Source organism: Steroidobacteraceae bacterium (genome assembly GCA_041395505.1).
GTDB lineage: Bacteria > Pseudomonadota > Gammaproteobacteria > Steroidobacterales > Steroidobacteraceae > JAWLAG01.
Window position 1 is genome coordinate 767710 of record JAWLAG010000001.1, and the last position, 17344, is coordinate 785053.

The following is a 17344-nucleotide window of genomic DNA, read 5'->3' on the forward strand; positions in this document are numbered from 1 at the left end:
AAAACACAGCATGTCGAGCGCAGACAATCACCATAACTTCGTCGCGAGTGACGACGCATCGCAGTACCTGACATTCATGGTGGCCGGGGAAGAATACGGCGTGGAGATCCTGCGCGTGCAGGGCATCCAGGGCTGGGACCGGGTGACGCAGATTCCGAACGCGCCTCCCTATGTCCTCGGTGTCATCAATTTGCGCGGAGCCATCGTGCCGATCGTGGATCTGCGTGTGCGCCTCGGTCTCGAGCCAATGCAATTGGCGCCGACCACGGTCGTGATCGTCGTCAAAGCGCAGGTCACAGAGGTCGAGCGCACCGTGGGTCTCGTGGTCGATGCGGTCTCTGATGTGCACAGCATCGGAGAGGGCGACCGCCGCAAAGCGCCAGACTTCGGCCAGGAGCGCAAGCTCGCTTTCATCTCGGCGCTGGGCGCCTTGGGCGAGAAGATGGTCATTCTGCTCGATCTCGATGTGTTGCTCGACGACAACGCGCTGCCGGAGGCGGTAGCGGCATGAAGCAAATCGCACAATACACGCAACGCAGCGTCACGCCGGCGCTGATCATGCTTTGTATCGGCATGGTTCTGGGGACGCCGCGAGCCGCAGCCTGCGATAGCGAAGAGCCCTGCGATGGCCTGTCGCTCGAAATCGGCTATACGGGCGATGGTCGCCATGTTGCCGCCGGCGGACTCGCAACCGGCACTGCGTACTCGGATGTACTTGATGTCGCCGCGGGTCTGCGATCGACCCGGCTGTTCTCGAGTAGCGACTTCACTGCACGCCTGTCATTGATGCACACCGGTGGTCGCAGCGCGAGCGAGGAGCTGGTCGGCGACATGCTGGGCATCAATGGGATCGACGCACCGCCTGGCTGGCGACTCTACGAAGCCTGGACGCAATGGGACTTCGGATCCCGACACACGATGTCCGTAAGGGCGGGTTGGCTTGATCTCAATGCGGAGTTCGATGCCCCTGCCACGGCAGAAATATTCACGCACTCGGCCTTCGGTCAGGGCGGCGACTTCGGCCAATCCGGCGTCAACGGGCCCGCGAGCTGGCCGATCACTGCGCTGGGCCTGCGCGTCGCGAGCGCGAGTCCCGCGGGATACGACTTTCGCCTGGGCGTCTACGAGGCCGTTGCGGGCGATGTGACCCGGGACCGATTCGTGACGACCGACTGGAGTTCTGCCGAAGGCGCTCTGCTGGTCGGAGAGCTCGGCGTGACCCGCGCCAGCTGGAACCGTCTCGCGATCGGCACGTGGTACTACAGCTCGAGCTTCGAGCGCATCGATGCCCCGCTTCGACCGGTAGCGGAGCAAAGCGGCTACGGAAACGGCGGCATCTATCTGCTGGCAGACAGGCGGATATTCGCCCTCGATCGCTGGCGCGTTGACGGATTCCTGCGGATCGGCGCGGCGGCAGAAGAGTTCAACCCCCTCGACAAGTTCCTGGCGACCGGTGCCGTCGTTGCCGGCCTCAATCCCTTCAGGCCCGATGACCGCGTTGCCATCGGTCTGCTGATCGGGCGAACCGGCGCACCCTACCGCCGGATCGTGCGCGCCGCCGCCCGTGAACCGGCGGCACAGGAGCTGGCGCTTGAGCTGCTTTATCGCGCCGAAATCGGCGACCGGCTGGCGATCGTGCCCAACCTGCAGCTCGTGCGCAGCCCCGGCGCCGACACGCAACTCAGCGATGCCTGGGTGGTTGGATTTCGTTTCGAGCTGGGTATGGCGCACGAGTTGCCATTGCAATCCCAGAGTGTCCGTGGTGCTCCCGCAGCCGCCGTGGCGGTGCGTTAGCGCAATGATTTCATCCCGAGGAAGATCCCATGTTTAGCAAACTCGCCAATCTGTCACTGCGTAGCAAGCTGTTCGCGATCCTGATCGCCATGCTGATACCCATCGTCATGCTTGCGTGGATGATGTCGTCCGCATCGCTGTCGGCCATTCAGGTCGGCAAGGACGAACTGTACGGCATTAGCGCAGTACGACCGCTCGCAGCACTCACCATCAATCTGGCCGAGCATCGTGATCACGTCGCTGCAGTGCTGGCCGGTCGCGACGAGGAGCGCGGCGAGCTGAACGAGCATGCCGCCGCCATACGCGAAGCCGTTGCCGAGCTCGACAAGGTCATGCCCGCGCAGGGTGCGACCGCTGCGGCCACCTGGCGCAGTGTACGCGCTGAAATGCTCGATGCGGCCGATCGCTCGCTGTCGCTCAGCATCGCTGCGAGCAACCAGAAACACGCCCGTCTCATCGACGCGGGCAATTCACTCATCACCGATGTGGCTGCGAGCAGCGGCCTCGAACTTGATCCCGCATCGGCGACTTTCAAACTGATGGCGGTCTCGGTGCTGACCTTGCCGAAAACGATCAGTGCCGCCGCGGAGGCGCGCCGATTCATCGAGCGTCTGGAGGAAGGCGCACCGACACAGGCCGAGTGGCTGCATTTCGGAGATCGGGTGGGTTTGGCCACCTACGGGATCGGCGAGTCCCTGCGCCAGCTGCAAGGAGCGGCCGAGTCGGACACGACCATTGCGGCGCGCGCACTCGATGGCGCCAAGAGTCTTGGTGACATGCAGGGTCAGTTCATCGCCGAGCTGCGCAAGCTCGCCGATGAGCGGAGTTTTGCGAGCGCGACGCTCGAGGACTTCTCGCACCGCGGCGAGCTGGCGGTCGAGCGTTTGGCAGAGATCCAGACCAGCTCGCTCGATGATCTCGAAGCGCTGCTGCAGGACAGGGTACGCGCGGACCAGCGTACCCTGTGGATTGATGCCGCGATAGTGGCCACATGCCTAAGCATTGCAGTCGCGCTGCTGTTCTGGGTCAGCGCCTACCTGACCCGAAAGGTCACTGCGGCGACTGCGGCATTCGCGAGGCTACAGGAGGGGCATTTCGACAACGCCATCGGGGAGCAACCGAGGGATGAACTGGGCCGATTACTGACCGCGCTCGACGGCATGCAGAGCGGGTTGCGACAGAAGATCGAAGCCGAGCGGGTAGCCGCAGCGGCCAACAGTCGCATCAAGGAAGCGCTGGATGCGACGTCGGCCAATGTCATGGTCGCCGACGAAAACCTCAACATCGCCTACGTCAATCGCAGTGCGCAACAGCTGATGCAGAATTGCCAGGCGGACTTTCGCAAGGACCTGCCGCGATTCGATGCGTCGAATCTCGTCGGGCAGTCGATCGACCTGTTCCATCGCGATCCGAGCCACCAGCGTCGGTTGCTGGCAACTTTGACCCAGACATTTTCGAGCGAAATGACCATCGGTGGACGGCGGATGCGCATCGTTGCCAATCCGGTTACGGATGGCAGCGGCCATCGGCTCGGTGCGATCGTCGAGTGGTTCGACCGCACGCAGGAGGTCGCAACCGAACAGGAAGTCGGTTCGCTCGTGGAGGCCGTCGCCGAGGGCAAGCTCGACACGCGCATCGCGCTCAGCGGCAAGGCGGGATTTTTCGAGACGTTGGCCAAGGGATTGAATGGCCTTGTAGACAATGTCGCGGGTGTGGTTGATGAAGTGCAGAAGCTGGTCGACGAGGCCAATCGTGGCGATCTCACCCATCGCATGGACCTCGAGGGCAAGCAAGGGCTATATGTCCGTATCGGCTCTGGCATCAACGCGCTGGTCGAGAACATGTCCGGCGTCGTCAGCCAGGTCAAGAAAGCGGCCACGGAAGTGTATCGTGGAGCGGAAGAAATCTCCGCGGGCAATGCCAACCTGTCGCAGCGCACAGAACAGCAGGCCTCTTCGCTGGAGGAAACAGCCTCCTCGATGGAGGAAATGACTTCCACCGTCAAGCAGAACGCCGATAACGCCGGCCAGGCCAATCAGCTCGCCATGGCGGCGCGCGACCAGGCGGAGAAGGGTGGTGCCGTGGTATCGCGCGCCGTCAAGGCAATGACGGAGATCAACGACTCGTCCAAGCGAATTGCCGACATTATCAGCGTCATCGATGAAATCGCCTTCCAGACCAACCTGCTGGCGCTGAATGCCGCGGTCGAAGCCGCTCGTGCGGGAGAGCAGGGGCGCGGCTTTGCGGTGGTTGCAAGCGAAGTGCGGAATCTCGCCGGGCGCAGTGCCACTGCGGCGAAGGAGATCAAGGATCTCATCCAGGAGAGTGTGCGTCGCGTGGATGAGGGCTCGACGCTCGTGACCCAGTCTGGAACGACGCTCGAGCAGATCGTCGCTGCCGTCAAGAAGGTGAGCGACATCGTTGCCGAAATCACGGCAGCCGGGCGCGAGCAATCGGCCGGCATTGATCAGGTCAACAAAGCCGTCATGCAGCTCGACGAATTGACACAGCAGAATGCTGCGCTGGTGGAAGAAGCCACGGCCGCCAGCCAGTCGATGGCGGACCAGGCGCGGATCCTTAACGAAACCATGCACAAGTATCGCGTGGCCGGCGGCGATGCCAGCGTCAGCGAGGCGCCCGCAGCGACCAAACAGGAACGCCGCAAAACAGGGAGGCCCTGGTCCAGGCCGGAAGCGAAGGTGGCGGCAGCGCAGCCTGCCAAGGTTGCCGTGGCGAATGGCAGCGACAGCGAGTGGCAGGAATTCTAGGCCGCGCGCCTTCGGAGGAATCAACCATGGCCAAGGTACTCGCTGTTGATGATTCGGTCGCCATGAGGCAGATGGTGGCTGCGACCCTGCAGACGGCCGGTCACGAAGTCGTTTCGGCAGGTGACGGCGTGGAGGCGCTCGAGCATGCGCGCCGGGAGAGCGTCGACATCGTGATCACCGACGTGAACATGCCCAACATGGATGGCATCACGCTGGTACGCGAGTTGCGTCAGCTCGACAGCTACCGCTACACGCCTCTGCTCATGCTCACGACGGAATCGAGCACGGAGAAGAAGATGGAGGGCAAGGCGGCCGGTGCCACCGGATGGATCGTCAAACCGTTCAATCCAGAGCGACTTCTGGCGACCGTTGCCAAGGTCGTTGGGTGAACACCGTGGCCAAATCGGAGGCGGACAGTGCATCGGTGGCCGTGCGCTCGGCCGAGCATATCGCCAGGTCCGTGGCTGCCTTTGAATCGAGCATGCACGGACTGTCCGATGCGTTCTCGGAAATCGCGACAGTGGCTGCGATGATCCGCAGGTTGCCGGACGCGAAGCTGCTCGGCGAACGTCTCGCCGCCGCCGCATCGCATGCAGCTGTGTGTCTGCAGGCCCATGACCGGCTCGTGCAGGAACTCGCCATCGTCTGCGATGAACTCGGCCGACCGATTGTCGGCGTGCCGGTCAGTCGCACGCTGCGCGACGTTGACGCGGAAGCGGGTCGCGGTTCCGTCGAGCTCTTCTGAGCTTTGATTCATATATGCAATCCGGCGCGAATGCAATTCCCGACAAACCGCGGCGACGCGATTTTCATCTCAGCGACACCGAGTTCAACGAGATCTGCCGTCGCGTCAAGGCGGTTGCCGGCATTGCCTTGTCCGAGAACAAGCGCGAGCTGGTCTATAGCCGGATCGCCCGCCGCCTGCGCGCGCTCGAGCTCGACGGTTTCGCCGACTACCTGCACATGCTCGATGAGGACGACGGCACGGAGCTGGTCGAGTTCTGCAATGCGTTGACGACCAATCTCACGTCTTTCTTTCGCGAGAATCACCACTTCGACTATTTGCGCGAGCAGGTGCTGAGGCCGCGGGTCGGGCAGGCGGCGGCGAGTCGTCGCATTCGCATCTGGTCGTCGGCCTGCTCGAGCGGCGAGGAACCCTATTCGATCGCGATGACCGTGGCGGAAGCAATTCCGGATTTTGCTCGCTGGGACATCAAGATCCTGGCGACGGACATCGACTCGGAAATGGTGGCGCGCGCCAAGGCAGGGCGATACCCGGAAGACAGGGTCAGGGGCATGGCATCGTCACGGCTGCAGCGGTTTTTCCGCGAGGCCTCCGATGCCGGGCGGAGCGAGTATCTGGTGTCCGAGCAGATTCGCGCGCTCATCACCTTCAAGCAGCTCAATCTGATGCAGGAACTGCCCATCAAGGGGCCTCTGGACGTGATCTTCTGCCGCAATGTCGTCATCTATTTCGACAAGGACACGCAAAGACAGCTTTTTGCGCGATTTGCGCCCCTGCAGCGCAAGGACCAGATTCTCTTCCTCGGTCATTCCGAAAGCCTGTTCAAGGTGTCCGAGGACTGGGAACTCATCGGCAAGACGATATACAGGCGGCGATGACATGGCGAGCAACAGACCGCTGAAAGCCCCGTCGCCACCCAGGCCATTGCCCGCTTTCGCGCATATTTCCCAACACTTCGACCGCGACCTTGGCAGCTGGTGCGCGCGGATACTGCCGGGTCAGTACTACGTGAGCCGCAACGATGAAATGATCGATACCGTGCTGGGTTCCTGCGTGTCGGCCTGCTTGCGCGACCCGCAAGCCGGTGTCGGCGGCATGAATCATTTCATGCTGCCTCAATCGAACGGCACGAGCGGCAATTCATGGCTCGATCCGAAGACCGGCCTTGCGACCCGCTACGGGAGCTTTGCCATGGAGAGCCTGATCAACGATCTCCTGAAGCTCGGCGCAGCCCGCGAGCGACTGGAGCTGAAATTGTTCGGTGGTGGCAAGATACTCGAGTCGAGCATCGATGTCGGTGAGCGCAATGCGGCGTTTGCCCGCGAATTCGCCCGGATCGAAGGGTTGCAGATCATTGCCCAGGACCTGGGCGACATCTATCCGCGCAAGGTGATCTATCACCCGTTGACAGGAAGGGTGAAGGTCAAGCGCCTGCATGCGCTGGACCGTGCGCGCATTGCGGGCGAAGAACGCAACTACGCAGCCACTATCCAGTCGGCGCCCGAAGGCAACGACGTAGAACTGTTCGACTGAACGGCATAATCAATCCGGGCAAGATTCATGTCAGCGAACACCAAGGGACAGACAGGCAGCCAGGGACGAACGCGTGTACTTATCGTCGATGACTCGGCGTTGGTCCGCCAACTCCTGACCGAAATTCTTTCGGCCGACAAAGGTATCGAAGTTCTGGGAGCTGCACCCGACGCGCTGGTCGCGCGAGAGAAGATCAAGAAGCTGAATCCGGATGTGCTTACTCTCGACGTCGAGATGCCAAAAATGGACGGACTCACGTTTCTGCGCAATCTGATGCGATTGCGGCCGATGCCCGTCGTCATGGTGTCATCCCTGACCCAGCAAGGCGCGGAAATCACCCTGGAGGCGCTGGCAATCGGCGCAGTCGATTTTCTGCCCAAGCCGCAACTCGACATCGCCGGTACATTGCGTGAGTATGGCGATGAGCTGATAGCAAAAGTACGGATGGCCGCGGGGGCGCGCGTGCGGCCCTATGACGCGCGACAATCTCCGCCGACCGCCGCATTGACCGACGCAATCGCGCCACGACTTTCGGCGGATGCGGTCCTGCCGAAGTCGGTGCCGCTGCGAAACCTGCGAACAACCGACAGGCTCATTGCCATTGGCGCATCCACCGGCGGTACGGAGGCCATCAAGGACGTACTGACACAGCTGCCGCATGACACGCCGGGCGTCGTTGTCACACAGCACATTCCCAAGGCGTTCAGCGGGCCTTTCGCACGCCGTATGGATGCCTGCTGCGCAATGAGTGTCTGCGAGGCGCAGGATGGCCAGCAGATACTGCCCGGCCATGTCTACATCGCGCCCGGAGATCAGCATCTACTGGTCGTGCGGGACGGCGCTCGCTATGTCTGCCGGCTCGACAACGGATCCCTGGTGAATCGTCACAAGCCAGCCGTCGATGTGTTGTTCCGCTCCGTCGCGCAGCAAGTCGGTCGAAATGCCATCGGTGTCATTCTGACCGGCATGGGCAAGGACGGTGCCGAGGGGCTGAAGGAGATGCTCGATGCGGGTGCCGCGACAGTGGCACAGGATGAAGCCAGCAGCGTCGTATGGGGCATGCCGGGCGAGGCCGTAGCGATCGGCGCTGCCCAGTTCGTAATGCCGCTCGAGCGCATCGCCGCAAAAATTCGCGCGCTCGCAGACCAGATGGATGTGACGCGAACAGGCAGCGCCGCCTGACGATCCGGAGTTGATTGACGATGCAAGCAAGGCGATGCTAGCGTCCGAGACTCGCGCATCAAGGGCGCGAAGTGACAGGTTTTCGTGCGCTGCCAGCAGCTTTTGCATCGCCAATTCGGCCAACCTGAGTCCGTGCTCGAGCTCGAGGACTGCGCACTGGATCCGCCGCGTGCCGGCCAGGCAATCGTTGCCATCGAAGCCGCGCCCATACACGCGGGGGATCTCAAGAACATCGCTGGCGGGAAAACCATGTACCGCCACGTGCGCGCAGGCTCCGAGCTTCATGTTGCCCTGCCGCAGGTTCCAGGTATCGAAGGAATCGCTCGAATCGTAGCAGTCGGCGAGGGCGGCGCACGGCGGGTCGGTGAGCGCGTGTTCCTGCCACCGCAATGTGGCAGCTGGCGAAGCCACATGCTCGTCGATGAGAGCGCACTCATAGGCGCTCCCGAGGGCGACGCATTACAGCTGTCGCTCATGGTCAACGCGTTCACGGCGGAGCTGGCATTGCGCGATCTTGCGCCGCTCGAAGCCGGCGACTGGTTCGTACAAAACGCAGCCAACTCCAACGTCGGTCGTGTCCTTATTCGCCTTGCGAAGGACCGCGGCCTGCGAACGGTCAACATCGTACGTCGTGCGGAACTCGTTGGCGAGTTGAGGCAACTCGGCGGCGACATCGTGATCGAGGATGGGGCTGATCTTGCTGCCCGGGTGCGCGCGCAGGTTGGCGACGCCAGGCTCAGTATTGCGCTCGATAGCATTGGTGGGTCGGCAACAGACCGGCTCGCCGAGGTGCTGTCCGATAGCGGCACGGTTGCAAGCATGGGCAGCATGAGCGGCGAACCCTGCAGCATCGCCAACTGGCTGCTGCTCTACCGACGGATCCGGCTGATCGGCTACTACGCGGGATTCAATCTGCGTTCACGGTCGCGACCCGAGCAGGCGCAAATCATCACGGAATTGGCCATGCAGATTGCCCGAGGCGATCTCTTTACGCCGATTGCAGCGACCTACCCGCTGACGGAATACCGCCGTGCCGTGCGGCATGCGGCAGGATCCGGTTCCGGGCGTAACGGCAAGGTCGTGTTCGTGCCGGCCTGAGGCCGCGGCACGCTTATTCATGGCGCAGCGCTTCGATGGGATCGAGCCGCGCCGCGCGCTGCGCAGGCCAGAGTCCAAATATCAGGCCCACTGCCGCGCTGAAGCCAAACGACAGCAGTACCGATTCGAAAGAAACGACCGTCTGCCAGCCCGCGAAACGCGATAGCAGTCCCGCCAGGCCCGTGCCGAAAAGAATGCCGAGCACGCCGCCCGCGACGCAAAGCGTGACCGATTCGAACAGGAACTGCAGGAGTATGTCCTTGCGCGTGGCGCCGAGCGCCTTGCGCACGCCAATCTCACGCGTGCGCTCGGTTACGGTGACCAGCATGATATTCATGATTCCAATGCCACCTACAAGCAGGCTGACGCCGGCGATGCCCGCGAGCAGGAACCCGAGTATTTCCGTGGTCGCCTGCTGCGTCGCGAGGAACTGGCGGCGGTCGATGATCAGAAAATCGTTGTCCTGCCCCGGCGGAATGCGATGCTCTCGCCGCAATACGCGTTCGATTTCCACCATTGCCGGCGCCGGCTCGATCCCCGGCTCATTCTGCACCAGAATGTTCTGCAACTGCTCGGCGCCGGTGATGCGATCACGCGAGGTCAGCAACGGAATGTAGAGATCATCATCGGGATTGCTGAAGCCCTGGCCGCCTTTCTTGCGCAGTACGCCGATCACTTCGAACGAGAGGTCCTTGATGTAGAGCATTGCGCCTATGAGCTGGGCCGGCGCAATGTCGAGCTGCTCTGCCACCTCGGCACCGATCACGACCACCCGACGGCGCCCGGCATCATCGGCCGCAGAGAACATGCGACCAACTTCGATGCTCATGTTATCGACAGCCAGATGATCGGGCGTGGTGCCGATGACGCTCAGATTCAGGTTGCGATTGCCGAACTTGATCTGCTGACGCCCGGATTGCTCGGGAACCACCGCGATGAAGCCATGACCGTCGCGGCGCAGTGCGGCCGCGTCGTCGATCGTGAGATTGGTCTGATTGCGCGCGACGCCCTGGATGAAACGCATGCCGCTGGTGACGGTGATGACGTTTGCGCCAAGCGCGGCGAGTTGTTCGTCGACTGCGCGCTGCGCGCCGGTGCCGAGCGCCAACATGGTGATGACGGCACCGACACCGATGATGACGCCGAGCATGGTCAAGGCGGCGCGGAACGGGTTGCCGCGCAGCGAATCGGCGGCGATCTGGGTGATTTGTATGGCGGCCATGATCGGCCTCAGCGGCTCGTGCCGGGGCGCGGCGTGATGCCGGGCACTCCGCCGCCGCGGCGTTGCATCATGTTCTGCAGATTCTCCTGGACCTTGAGCAGCGAAGTGCTGGGCAATTGCAGGACTTTGTCACCTTCGGCCAGTCCGGCCGAAATCTCGACATAGTCGAGATCGGTCACTCCGACTTCGACCGGGCGGGCAGTGCGCTGGCCCTTGATGTCGATGACCACCCAAAGTCCCTGCCCGAGTTTGAATGCGCTGCCACGCTCACCGCTCGTGGCATCGCTCGATGCGCGCATCCGGCTGAAAACTTCGCGCAGCAGTGCCCGTTCCTCGGCGCTGGGCTCGCCGCCCGAGCGGCGCTTTTCGATGGCACGGCGCACTGCATCGGGGTCGGTACCCTCCGGTATTTCGACGCGACGGCCACCAATGTCGATGAATTGCGGTTGCGCTGCGGCGGGGGCGGATTCCTCGCCGCGAAGCTCTGCCCTGGCGCGGTCGAGCTGTTGACGCAGCTCGTCCGGCGCGATACCGAGGAGTCCGGCAGTACTCTCGAGATCCGAATCCGTTCGCAACGACATCACCGGCACGGCCAACACGCCGTTGCGTTTGGCAACATCGAATTTCGCCTCGACGTTCATGCCTGGTTTCAACAGCCCATCCTTGTTGGGCAATGAGATGAGAACGGCGAATTGGGTGACATTCTGCTCGACGATTGCCTGCGGTTCGATCATCTCGATGCTGCCGGCGAAGCTGCGCCCCGGAAAGGCGGTGACGGTCACCGATGCCGCGATCCCGCTCCGCAATTTGCCGACGTCGGTTTCGTCGACCCTGACGCGCACCCGCACCGTGTCCAGGTTCGCCATGGTCAGGAGCAGCGTGCCGCCACCGACATCCTGGGTCGGGGAGGAAATGACCGTGCCGCGTTCGACGCGCTTGCTGATAATCGTTCCCGCGACAGGCGCGCGAACTTCCGTGTCCTCGAGCGCGATCCGCGCATTCTCGACATTGACTCGCTGGGTGACGAGGTCTGCCTCCGCGGTCGCGCGATCGAGCGCGAACTTGTCATAGTCGGCCTGATTGATCCACTTGTTCGCAAGCAGGGTCTTGGCGCGCCCGAGCTGGGTAACGGCATTGGCGAGTCGCGCCTGGGCGGCCTTGAATTCCGCTTCCGACTGCGCAAGACGATTGCGCGGCGTGCGCGGATCGACCTTGACGAGCAAGGCGTCGCGCTCGACCGTCGTGCCGACATCCGCGTTCAATTCGAGGATTTCACCTGAGGCTTTCGACTTGACCTCGACCGTGCGCAGCGGCTCGATGACACCTGCTGCCTCCACGGACACGGAAATGTCGCGGCGCGCGACTGCCACTTCGGTGTAGGACGATGCATCGCCCCCTGGGTCCTTGCGCGCACAGGCCGCGGACAGCAGGAGTGCTGCGATCAGTGGCAGGGTGATGGCGAGTCTAGTCATCATTTGTCGACCTTTCTGTCTGAGACCACGCTGCCGTCACGCAATTCAACGATCCGGCCGGAGCGCTGCGCAACCTCCGCTTCGTGCGTCACCATTACAATAGTATTGCCGGCGGCGTGCAGCTCATCGAACAGCCGGAGTATCTCCATGCCGGTCGCTGTGTCGAGGTTGCCGGTGGGCTCGTCGGCGAGCAGCAGCGCCGGGTCGGTCACGAGTGCCCGCGCGATTGCGACCCTTTGCCGCTGGCCGCCCGACAACTCGTTGGGCAAATGTGCCATGCGTTCGCCAAGGCCGACACGTTGCAAGGCCGCCGCGGCGCGCTGACGCCGGTCGCGACGCGGCACATGGGAGTAAATGAGCGGCAGTTCCACGTTCTGCAATGCGCTGGCGCGCGGCAGCAGGGCGAAGGACTGGAAGACGAATCCAATCTCGCGGTTGCGAACCTGGGCGAGGGCGCTGTCGGACATCTCGGAAACAACCTGTCCGTTCAATCGATAGCTGCCGCTGTCGGGGGTATCGAGACAGCCGATTACATTCATCAAAGTCGATTTGCCGGACCCGGATGGACCCATGATTGCCACATACTCGCCACGCATTACAGCGACACTGACATCGCGCAGGGCGACGACCGTTGCGCTGCCCATGCGGTATTCGCGGCGCAGGTTCTGCGCGTCGATGAGCAATTCCGCGCCGGAGGAAGTCACGGCGAACCCGCGGGAAGCATGATGGTTACGATCAGGCCGCTGCCTTCGCTCGCATTGGCGGCACTCACGGTCCCACCATGGGTCGCGACGACCCTTGCAGTGATGGCAAGCCCGATTCCTTCGCCGCCACTGCTGCGTTCGCGTGCGCCGGCGACGCGGTGGAACGGCTCGAAAATCTTCTGCAATTCCTGCTCGGGAACGCCTGGGCCCTGGTCGCTTATCGTGATCCGGGCCATTGCGTCCGATCGCTGCAGGGCGAGGTCGATGCGGCTGCCCACCGGTGCATGGCGTATGGCATTGCGCAGCACGTTATCGATCGCGCTTGCGAGCCACTGCGGATCGGCGCGCACTTCGAGATCGGTGGCGGCATCGTCGTCGAAATGCAAGCTCTGCGTGCGGGCACCGGCTTCGAGCCCGGCATCGCGAACGATCTCGCGCAGCAGTGACGATAATTGCACTGTCTCGAATGCGAGCCCCGGTTCGCTCGATGAGCCAAGCCGCGACAGCGCCAGAACCCGATCGACGAGCTCATCCATGCGTTCGGCTTCTTTCTCCACGCGGGCGAGCTGTGTCTGCAGGTCGGCGCCAGGTTGGCGCGCAATACCGATCGCGAGACGCATGCGCGTCAGCGGCGAGCGCAACTCATGGGAGACATCGCGCAGCAGGCGCTCGCGCGCGCCGAGCAATTCCCGGATACGCTCGGCCATGTGCGCAAAGCTTGCCGCCAGTGCGCCGAGCGCATCGCGGCGCCCCAGGCTGCGCGGACCTGGACCGGCCGTGAGATCGCCCTGCGCAAGCGCTTCGCTGACACGCCGCAAATCATCGATCGGCCGCGTAATGGACCGCGACAGCAGCAGGCTCACGATGGCTGTTATGAGCACGGCGGCCGCGAACCACGCGAGGCGAGCCTCGGCCCTTGGCGCCAATGCCGCGAATGGCCGGCGCGGCGGCAATATCAGCAGCTGATACTCGCTGCGATCCGTTCCGACCAGGATGGGCAAGGGCCGTGGCGGCCGGTATTCGACGCGGCCGAATCGTCTCGGCATGTCACGCGGCACGCCACTCAGCCAGGCGCGCAATGGCGGCGGCAATGGACGTCCCAGCAGGTCGCTGCCACTGCCATCGATGACATAGATGCGCGGGCTGCGCGGTCGCTGCGTCTGCTGCTCGAGCCAGGCGCGCAGGCCATTGCGTCCGCCGCTCTCGAGGGCGGCGGTGGCTGCCTGCAGCATCTGGTTGGGCAGCCTGCGTGCGGCATCTTCGCGCGCTGCGGCGTTCCAGGCGATGATGCCCGCTGCGGCGAGCACGATGAGCAGCATGGCAAGCCACAATGCAAGGAATATGCGCAGCGACAGGCTTCTCACGGCGTGATCCCGGACCTGTCGATCCACATATAGCCTTTGCCGCGGATACTGGCGATGCCGTATGGGCCGTCGTCGCGCATGGCGAGCTTGCGCCGCAGATTGCTCACATGTGTGTCGATGCTGCGGTCGAATGCAGCGAGTGGCCGGCCAAGCGCGCGCGCCGTCAGTTCCTCGCGCGTGATTTCTGCCGGCGCGGCGCGCAGAAGCTGCGCCAGCACCTGCATCTCGGCCCGGGTGAGCGCCACGGGTGCACCAGCTCGTGTGACGAGGCCTGCGCGCAGCTCGATGCGCAGATCGGCGCAGGCAAGCGTGGCGGGTTCGCCGCCATCCGCCGCAACGGCGCGCTTCAGTACGGCGCGGATTCGCAACAGCAGTTCCCTCGGATCGAAGGGTTTGGCGAGGTAGTCATCTGCGCCGAGTTCGAGCCCGGTGATTCGATCATCCGGCGTGCCGCGGGCCGTCAGCATGATGACCGGCACGTCCGCACCGCCCGCCCGAAGCGCCTGCAGCACGGTAAAGCCGTCCCTGCCCGGCAGCATGACATCGAGTATGACGAGGTCCGGCCGCGACGCAGCGATCTGGTCCATGCCGAGCGAGCCATCGGCCGCGTGGCTGACGGCGAATCCTTCGTGCTCCAGGAATTCACGCAGCATGGTCGCGAGCTCGGTGTCGTCGTCGATGATGAGAATGCGCTCATTCACAAAAGCGATGCTGCCGTGACTTCCCGGCAATGTCACGACCTTGACTCGCGCTTGACAATTCTTTGCACGATAGTTGGGGAACGATCGCTCGCTTTTGGGTACAAATGCCCTATCGGCAATACGGATTCTGGAGAGGAGCATTGTTGTGAAACGCAAATTGGTAATCGGCGCCGTGGCAGCACTCGCAATCGGCGCGCTGACGGTGGGATTTGCCCGCGAGCACGGTCCGGGCGGACATGGTGGTGGCGATTTCTTCGGCGGTCCCGGCATGTTCGGCCCGCAGATGCTCGAGCGGCTCGGCGACAAGCTCGAACTGAGCGACGAGCAGAAAACGTCGATTCGCGGGCTTATGGACTCGGCACGCCCGAATATGGAGCAGATGCGCGATGCGCTGCGCAACAACATGCAGCGCTTGCATGATACGGCGCCCGACAGCCCCGACTACAACGCCGTCGTGGCCTCGGTGAGCGGCGAAGCGGCCGAGCTGGCGCGCCGTTTCGTGACCGACTCGAGTCAACTACGCGCCCAGGTGTGGGCGGTACTCACGCCGGAGCAGCGAGCGAAAGCTCAGCAACTGCGCGATGAGTGGCAGGCGAAGCGCGAGGAGCGGCGCTCGAAATGGCAGAAGCGCCGCGAGCAGCGTGACGGGGCACCGCCCGCCGGCGGGCCGCCTCCTGCCAGCTGAGGCGTGATGCCCGGGGCGGTTGACCGGCCGAAAATTCGGCTGCCGAGGTCAACCGCTCCGGTCGACCGGCGTTGTCTTCACGGTACAGCACAACCGTGGAGACCCGGTCATGACTTCTATTGGACATAAATTACGTGCCTGGCTGCTGATCGCAGCCACATTGGTACTCGCCGCCTGCGGTGGCGGCGGTTCGGCGGGCAACACGCCCGCGCCGTCGAGCGGCTGCGACGCAGGCAACTGTGGCGAACTGCTGATCGGCTTGACCGATGCAGATGGCGATTTCCTGAGCTACACGGTCGATGTCGTGTCGCTCAGCTTGCGCAAGGCCAATGGCGCAACCGTCGAAGCTTTGCCAAACCGGCTGCGGGTCGATTTCGCCGATCTCGTAACAGTCAACGAGCTGATATCCGCGGCCGCCGTCCCGAACGGCAGTTACGTTGCCGGATCCATCCGGCTCGATTACAGCAATGCGGACATCAATGTTGACGTCGGCGGCGAGTCACGGGCAGCCGTTGCGGTCGACGCCAATGGCGCGCCGCTTGGCGTGCTCGACCTCGACATCCAGCTCGACAATCGCAAACAGCTGGTCATTGCGCCGGGGCGACCGGCACTGCTCGAGCTGGATTTCGATCTCGCGGCCTCCAACAGCGCGGATCTGGCGCAGAATCCCGTCGCGGTTTCCGTCTCGCCCTTCCTCGTGGCAAGCGTCGAGCCCATCGATGGCCGCGAGCGGCGGGTGCGCGGGCCGCTGGTCGATGTCAACCCGGGCGCTTTCGAGTACACCATCGATGTCCGTCCGTTTCGGCACCCGAGTGCGCGTCATGGCCGACTCACGGTTCATGTAACGGACGCGACTGCCTTCGAGATCGATGGCATCGCCTACTCGGGCAGCGAGGGACTGCGCGCGCTCGCAACGAAACCTGCTGGCACGCCGACAGCGGCCTTCGGAACGCTCTCCATCAGCGAGCGCAGTTTCACGGCCGAGCGAGTGCATGCAGGCAGCAGCGTCGATGCACCGGATGTCGACGCATTGCGTGGCACGGTCATCGCCCGCAGCGGCGATCGCCTGACGGTGCGCGGCGGGACATTGCTGCGCCGTGATGGTACGGCGATCTTCCAGCGCCGGGATGTCACGGTACTGGTGGGTCCGGACACGGGCGTCACCAGGGATGGCGCTGCAGACGGGACTCTCGACGCCGCTGCGATCTCGGTTGGCCAGGTGGTTCATGCTTTCGGTCAATTCGACGTCGGCGATCCTGCAGCTCCCGTACTCGATGCGACTGCGGGGCGGGTGCGTCTGCACCTGACGCCGCTCGCCGGCCGGGTGGTTGCCGCCGATGCGGGCGAGGTACGTGTTGAGCTCGCCGCGCTAGGGCGACTGCGCCCCGCCGTGATGGACTTCACCGGTACCGGCGCCACCTTGCCCGAGGATGCGGATCCTGCGGACTACCAGGTCGCTACGGACCTGGCGGCTGCAGCCACGCTTGAAGTCGGCTCTGCGGTGCGCGCTTTCGGCTTCGTTACACCCTTTGGCAGCGCAGCGCCGGATTATCGTGCACGCACCCTGGTGTCATTGCCGCAGATCCCGGCATTGCTTGCGATCAGCTGGCAGGATGCCGGTAGCGCGACGCCGTTCCTTTCGGTCGATGTGTCGGGAATTGTCCTCGACACCATGAGCAGCGAGCTCGGCACCCGCCACCATATCGTTGTCGGCGATCGATTGCTCGATCTGGCCACGCAGGCTGCGCCGCTACGCATTGTGGCCCGCGAGAACTCGCGCGGTCTCTACGCAATCGAGGTGAACCGGCGCATCGAGATTTTCAGCGACTTCGCGGACTACACGGCCGCGCTGACCCGTGCCCTGAACGACGGACACAAGTTGAAGGCAATGATTGGCAGCGGCGAGTATGACGCCGCAGCCAATGAGCTTGCGAGCGCGCGCATGCTGGCCAAATTCGGACGCTTTGGTGCCAGCTCCCAGTAACCGCCGTTCGGATTCACCATTCGATGCCTGGCCCCGCCCCGTGCGGGGCCTTTTTTTTGAGCCATGCGGCCGCACAGCGGAACCGCAGCGCC

The 17344-nt window shown here is 63.5% G+C and carries 16 protein-coding genes; 11 read left to right on the forward strand and 5 right to left on the reverse strand.

Annotated elements, in window-relative coordinates:
* The first annotated feature begins 10 nt into the window (after positions 1-10).
* The 9 genes from R3E77_03520 (at position 11) to R3E77_03560 (ending at position 9120) form a co-directional block, all read left to right on the forward strand.
* Positions 11-511 carry a chemotaxis protein CheW gene (locus tag R3E77_03520; protein ID MEZ5498484.1) on the forward strand — a complete coding sequence of 167 codons (501 nt, stop codon included), beginning with the start codon at positions 11-13 and terminating at the stop codon, positions 509-511.
* Positions 508-1794, forward strand: coding sequence for a carbohydrate porin (locus R3E77_03525; protein ID MEZ5498485.1), 1287 nt, complete (start codon positions 508-510; stop codon positions 1792-1794). Before R3E77_03520 ends, R3E77_03525 begins: the two co-directional genes overlap by 4 nt.
* A 29-nt stretch (positions 1795-1823) precedes the next feature.
* Positions 1824-4562: a methyl-accepting chemotaxis protein gene (locus R3E77_03530; GenBank protein MEZ5498486.1), complete on the forward strand. Its 2739-nt coding sequence runs from the start codon at positions 1824-1826 to the stop codon at positions 4560-4562.
* A 26-nt stretch (positions 4563-4588) separates the two neighbouring features.
* Entirely contained in the window at positions 4589-4951 is a 363-nt protein-coding gene (locus tag R3E77_03535; protein MEZ5498487.1) for a response regulator, read from the forward strand.
* Positions 4952-4956: 5 nt separating this feature from the next.
* Positions 4957-5307 (forward strand): hypothetical protein, encoded by a 351-nt coding sequence (locus R3E77_03540; protein MEZ5498488.1) that lies wholly within the window; start codon positions 4957-4959, stop codon positions 5305-5307.
* Between the two features lie 14 nt (positions 5308-5321).
* Positions 5322-6185, forward strand: coding sequence for a protein-glutamate O-methyltransferase CheR (locus R3E77_03545; GenBank protein MEZ5498489.1), 864 nt, complete (start codon positions 5322-5324; stop codon positions 6183-6185).
* A 1-nt stretch (position 6186) separates the two neighbouring features.
* Positions 6187-6840, forward strand: coding sequence for a chemoreceptor glutamine deamidase CheD (cheD, locus tag R3E77_03550; GenBank protein MEZ5498490.1), 654 nt, complete (start codon positions 6187-6189; stop codon positions 6838-6840).
* 27 nt (positions 6841-6867) lie between these two features.
* A complete protein-coding gene (locus R3E77_03555; GenBank protein ID MEZ5498491.1) occupies positions 6868-8022 on the forward strand; it encodes a chemotaxis response regulator protein-glutamate methylesterase in 1155 nt (384 codons plus the stop codon).
* Between the two features lie 84 nt (positions 8023-8106).
* Positions 8107-9120 carry a zinc-dependent alcohol dehydrogenase family protein gene (locus R3E77_03560; GenBank protein ID MEZ5498492.1) on the forward strand — a complete coding sequence of 338 codons (1014 nt, stop codon included), beginning with the start codon at positions 8107-8109 and terminating at the stop codon, positions 9118-9120.
* A 13-nt stretch (positions 9121-9133) separates the two neighbouring features.
* On the opposite strand, the gene R3E77_03565 is transcribed toward R3E77_03560, so the two are convergent.
* From R3E77_03565 to R3E77_03585, 5 genes are read right to left on the reverse strand one after another with little or no spacing between them, the layout of a single operon-like run.
* A complete protein-coding gene (locus R3E77_03565; GenBank protein MEZ5498493.1) occupies positions 9134-10342 on the reverse strand; it encodes an ABC transporter permease in 1209 nt (402 codons plus the stop codon).
* Between the two features lie 8 nt (positions 10343-10350).
* Positions 10351-11817: an efflux RND transporter periplasmic adaptor subunit gene (locus R3E77_03570; GenBank protein MEZ5498494.1), complete on the reverse strand. Its 1467-nt coding sequence runs from the start codon at positions 11815-11817 to the stop codon at positions 10351-10353.
* Positions 11814-12518 (reverse strand): ABC transporter ATP-binding protein, encoded by a 705-nt coding sequence (locus R3E77_03575; GenBank protein ID MEZ5498495.1) that lies wholly within the window; start codon positions 12516-12518, stop codon positions 11814-11816. The genes R3E77_03570 and R3E77_03575 overlap by 4 nt, the downstream gene beginning before the upstream one ends.
* Complete coding sequence (locus R3E77_03580) at positions 12515-13882, reverse strand: ATP-binding protein (protein ID MEZ5498496.1); 1368 nt, start codon at positions 13880-13882, stop codon at positions 12515-12517. The genes R3E77_03575 and R3E77_03580 overlap by 4 nt, the downstream gene beginning before the upstream one ends.
* The gene (locus R3E77_03585) at positions 13879-14583 is read right to left on the reverse strand and encodes a response regulator transcription factor (protein MEZ5498497.1); all 705 of its coding nucleotides are present in this window, start codon (positions 14581-14583) and stop codon (positions 13879-13881) included. Before R3E77_03585 ends, R3E77_03580 begins: the two co-directional genes overlap by 4 nt.
* A gap of 145 nt (positions 14584-14728) precedes the next feature.
* Here R3E77_03585 and R3E77_03590 point away from each other — a divergent pair, with 145 nt between their 5' ends.
* Positions 14729-15268 carry a Spy/CpxP family protein refolding chaperone gene (locus tag R3E77_03590; protein ID MEZ5498498.1) on the forward strand — a complete coding sequence of 180 codons (540 nt, stop codon included), beginning with the start codon at positions 14729-14731 and terminating at the stop codon, positions 15266-15268.
* Positions 15269-15377: 109 nt separating this feature from the next.
* Positions 15378-17252 (forward strand): hypothetical protein, encoded by a 1875-nt coding sequence (locus R3E77_03595; protein ID MEZ5498499.1) that lies wholly within the window; start codon positions 15378-15380, stop codon positions 17250-17252.
* Positions 17253-17344 lie beyond the last annotated feature (92 nt).

Excerpts from the sequence above, each read along its gene's own strand:
- R3E77_03520 (MEZ5498484.1), top strand. The coding sequence starts at position 11 with ATGTCGAGCGCAGACAATCACCATAACTTCGTCGCGAGTGACGACGCA.
- R3E77_03525 (MEZ5498485.1), top strand. The coding sequence starts at position 508 with ATGAAGCAAATCGCACAATACACGCAACGCAGCGTCACGCCGGCGCTG.
- R3E77_03530 (MEZ5498486.1), top strand. The coding sequence starts at position 1,824 with ATGTTTAGCAAACTCGCCAATCTGTCACTGCGTAGCAAGCTGTTCGCG.
- R3E77_03535 (MEZ5498487.1), top strand. The coding sequence starts at position 4,589 with ATGGCCAAGGTACTCGCTGTTGATGATTCGGTCGCCATGAGGCAGATG.
- R3E77_03545 (MEZ5498489.1), top strand. The coding sequence starts at position 5,322 with ATGCAATCCGGCGCGAATGCAATTCCCGACAAACCGCGGCGACGCGAT.
- cheD (MEZ5498490.1), top strand. The coding sequence starts at position 6,187 with ATGGCGAGCAACAGACCGCTGAAAGCCCCGTCGCCACCCAGGCCATTG.
- R3E77_03555 (MEZ5498491.1), top strand. The coding sequence starts at position 6,868 with ATGTCAGCGAACACCAAGGGACAGACAGGCAGCCAGGGACGAACGCGT.
- R3E77_03565 (MEZ5498493.1), bottom strand. The coding sequence starts at position 10,342 with ATGGCCGCCATACAAATCACCCAGATCGCCGCCGATTCGCTGCGCGGC.
- R3E77_03570 (MEZ5498494.1), bottom strand. The coding sequence starts at position 11,817 with ATGATGACTAGACTCGCCATCACCCTGCCACTGATCGCAGCACTCCTG.
- R3E77_03595 (MEZ5498499.1), top strand. The coding sequence starts at position 15,378 with ATGACTTCTATTGGACATAAATTACGTGCCTGGCTGCTGATCGCAGCC.